The 2,827-nt window shown below is 76.3% G+C and carries 3 protein-coding genes; 2 read left to right on the top strand and 1 reads right to left on the bottom strand.

The window, feature by feature from the left end; all coding sequences use genetic code 11:
• Positions 1–1,195 (top strand): serine/threonine-protein kinase (locus tag AB0J52_RS34860; RefSeq protein ID WP_500187163.1); only part of this gene is annotated, 1,195 nt, incomplete at its 5' end.
• 48 nt (positions 1,196–1,243) lie between these two features.
• Positions 1,244–2,245 carry a hypothetical protein gene (locus AB0J52_RS34865; RefSeq protein WP_500187164.1) on the top strand — a complete coding sequence of 334 codons (1,002 nt, stop codon included), beginning with the start codon at positions 1,244–1,246 and terminating at the stop codon, positions 2,243–2,245.
• On the opposite strand, the gene AB0J52_RS34870 is transcribed toward AB0J52_RS34865, so the two are convergent.
• A partial coding sequence (locus AB0J52_RS34870) for a WS/DGAT domain-containing protein (RefSeq protein WP_500187165.1) occupies positions 2,223–2,827 on the bottom strand: 605 nt, incomplete at its 5' end. The two genes, AB0J52_RS34865 and AB0J52_RS34870, sit on opposite strands and share 23 nt — an antisense overlap.

Raw genomic sequence — 2,827 nt, forward strand, 5'->3', positions numbered from 1 at the left:
CGCGGCGCTCGGCGCGCAGCTCGCGCACGCGCTGGCCGCCGTGCACGCGGCCGGGGTGCTGCACCGGGACGTCAAGCCCGCCAACGTGCTGCTGCGCGGGGACGGCCGGGCGGTGCTGACCGACTTCGGCATCGCGGTGATCAGCGGGGACGAGCCGCTGACGCTGTCGGGCCAGCTCGTCGGATCGCCGGAGTACATGGCGCCGGAGCGGCTGACCGGGGGCGGCGCGGGCCCGGCGGCGGACGTGTGGGCGCTCGGCGCGACGCTGGGCGCGCTGCTGACGGGCCGTTCGCCGTTCCGGCGCGGCGACCTCGTGGCCACGATGCACGCGATCACCTCGGGGCGGCCGGAGCTGCCGTCCGGGGCGGGCCCGGTCGGCGACGTCGTCCGGACGATGCTGCGCCGCGACCCGGCGCGCCGGCCGTCGCCCGAGGAGGTCGCGCGACTGCTGGAGACGGGCGGGCTGAAGGCGGGCGGGCTTGGGGCGGGCGGGCTGGCGACGGAAAGGGAGCGGCCGCGACGGCGGCGGGCGGCCGTGCTCGTCCCGGTGCTCGCCACGGTGGCGGCGGTGCTCGCGGGGACGGCCGCGGCGGTGCTGTTCACCCACCCGTTCGGCTCGCACCACGCCGCCGCGCAGCCGCGCGCGGCGCTGACCGGCACCCCGACCGTCCCGGCACAGAGCGCGACGAGCAGCGCGCCGACGGCCACGCCGTCGTCCGCGCCGCCGACCACTCCGTCGACCGCCGACGCTCCCGAGCCGTCGAGCCCGCCTCCCACGCACTCACCGACGGCCGCTCCCACGCAGTCCCCGACGCACCGGCCCAGGACCGTGCCGGTGCAGGTGGACGCCACGAGCGGCTGGCAGGGCACCGGCCTGAACGTGAAGGCCGGACGGCGGATCGCGATCGCCTACCAGGGCGGCGGCTGGACCGTGGACTACCGCCACTTCCCCGAGGTCGGCCCGCAGGGCTATGACTCGGCCACCGACGAGCGGATCTACCAGCGCTGCAAGCTCGACCCGAACCTGGCCTACGGCGTGCTGATCGGCCGGGTGGGCGGCGGGAGCTGGTTCGTGGTCGGCTCGCGCGGCTCGGTCACCGCGCCGGACTCGGGCGAGCTCCGGCTCCGCATCCACGACCAGGACCACTGCCTGGTCGACAACGCCGGGAGCCTGCTGCTGAAGCTCACCTACTGAACCGGCCCGGCTTCGTCCCGGGGCTCGCGCGCTGCGTACGGTGAGGGCATGTGGGAGCGGACGCGGGCACGCCTGAACGACGACCGGCACGGTTTCGGGCTCGCCGCGGCGGCGCTGTACCCGGACGTCCCCAAGGTCGCGGGCACCACCCTCATGGCCCGTCCCGGCTGGATCCCGGACGCGCCGGTGCCGCTGGAGGACGTCCGGACGCGCTGGGAGCCCGTTCCTGAACGTCCGGCGGTCTCCGCGCCCACGCTCGGCCTGCCGGACGGTTTCGCGAGCTACGCCGACGCCATGGCCGCCCTCGCGCCGCCGCGCGTGTTCGAGGACCGGCCGTCCTACCGGCTGCTCTTCGTGGACGGCCTGTCCCTGACGTTCGGCCCGGCCCGGTACTTCGACGCGGTGAACGTGGGCGAGGCCGTCGCGCACGAGCTGGCCGCCGCCGTCCCCGGGCTGCCGGTGCGGGCCTCGGTCGGCGACCCGACCGACCTGACGCGGCGTCCGGCGCTGGTCGCGATCACGACGCTGACCGTCACGGCGTCCGGGCGGTACGTCCTGCACTGGCGCGATCCGGCGAAGGTCGCGCACGCGGGCGGGCTGCACCAGGTGATGCCGGTCGGCGTGTTCCAGCCGCTGACCGGGCGCGGCGTCGAGCTCGACCCCTGGTTCACGATGATCCGGGAGTACTCCGAGGAGCTGCTGGGCGCGTCCGAGGACTACCCGGACGGCTTCGACCAGGAGTCCTGGCCGTTCCACCGGCGGATGACCGAAGCGCGGCGCGACGGCCGCCTGCGCGCCTACCACCTGGGGCTCGGCGTCGATCCGCTGACGCTGGCCGTGGACCTGCTGACCGCGGTCGTCCTGGCGGACGAGGCGTTCGACGAGCTGTTCGGCGACCGGCTCGTCGCGGAGAACGCGGAGGGGCGCGTCCGGCTGGCGGCCTTCGACGGGTCCGCGCCCGAGCCGATGCAGCCCGCCGGGGCCGCCGCGCTCAGGCTGGCGTGGCGGCACCGGCGGGCCCTGGGCGTCACCCCTCGGCGAGCGCCCTGAGCCCGTCCATCGCGTCGTCGAGATGGTCGACCAGCTCGCCCGGGTCCGGCACCAGGTCGCGGCAGGACACCAGGCCCACGTGGACCGTCCCGTCGTAGGAGAACACCGTGATGTTGAGGCCGCCGCTGACGCCGGACACGACCGACAGCGGGTAGTAGGCGAGCACCCGCGCGCCGCACAGGTAGAGCGGGAACTGCGGCCCCGGGACGTTCGACACGATCAGGTTCACCGGCCGGACGGGCAGTCCGGGCAGCACGTTCAGCGCGAGCCGCGCGACCGGCCCGGCGAGCGGCGCGGGCACCATCCCGGCGAGGTCCCGCACCCACGCGCCGGACGAGCCGACGAACCGGCGCTTCGCCCGCTGCATGTCCGCCCGGACGGCCTCGTACCGGGCGGCCGGGTCGGGGACGTGGACGGCGAGCGGCACCGACATCAGCGACACCTGGTTCCCGCCGCCGGCGGGGTCCACCACCCCGTCGCGGCGCAGCGACACCGGGACGCCGACGACCAGCGGGCCGGCCGGGAGCGCGCCGCGCTTGTCCAGCCAGCTCCGCAGCGCGGACGCGCAGACCGCCATCACCA

The sequence above is a fragment of the Spirillospora sp. NPDC049652 genome (assembly GCF_040675125.1).
Classification (GTDB): Bacteria; Actinomycetota; Actinomycetes; order Streptosporangiales; family Streptosporangiaceae; genus Spirillospora.

Bases quoted from the DNA above. Each gene is read 5' to 3' on its own strand.
- AB0J52_RS34865 (WP_500187164.1), top strand. From the start codon at position 1,244: ATGTGGGAGCGGACGCGGGCACGCCTGAACGACGACCGGCACGGTTTC.